Below are 272 nucleotides of genomic sequence, written 5' to 3'. Positions count from 1 at the left end.
AGCCGACGCCCAGTTGCGACGGGCCGTTAAAATCGTGATTGAAGGCGGCACCGGTTTCCTGCGCCGCACGGACGAACGCAGCATTCAGGGGGTGCCGATACGGTGTATCGACGACATGCAGGGGTCCCTCGGCGCCGTGATAACGATCCGACAGGCGGGCATTGGCCTCCGTCTTGCGGAACCAGGGCAGAACGTCGTCATATCCCCAGCCTTCGCAACCCTGCGCTTTCCAATCCTCATAATCGTCGCGGTCGCCGCGAATGTAGATCATG

Annotated in this window: 1 protein-coding gene; it reads right to left on the bottom strand. The window is 61.4% G+C overall.

The window, feature by feature from the left end; genetic code table 11:
• On the bottom strand, positions 1 to 272 hold a 272-nt coding region (locus KJQ96_RS39125), incomplete at both ends, for a GMC family oxidoreductase N-terminal domain-containing protein (protein WP_213291233.1).

It is taken from the genome of Bradyrhizobium sp. sGM-13, assembly GCF_018398875.1.
In the GTDB taxonomy this organism is placed as follows: domain Bacteria; phylum Pseudomonadota; class Alphaproteobacteria; order Rhizobiales; family Xanthobacteraceae; genus Bradyrhizobium.
The sequence above is the reverse complement of the archived record's forward strand: the minus strand, read 5'-3'. Positions and strand labels throughout refer to the sequence as shown.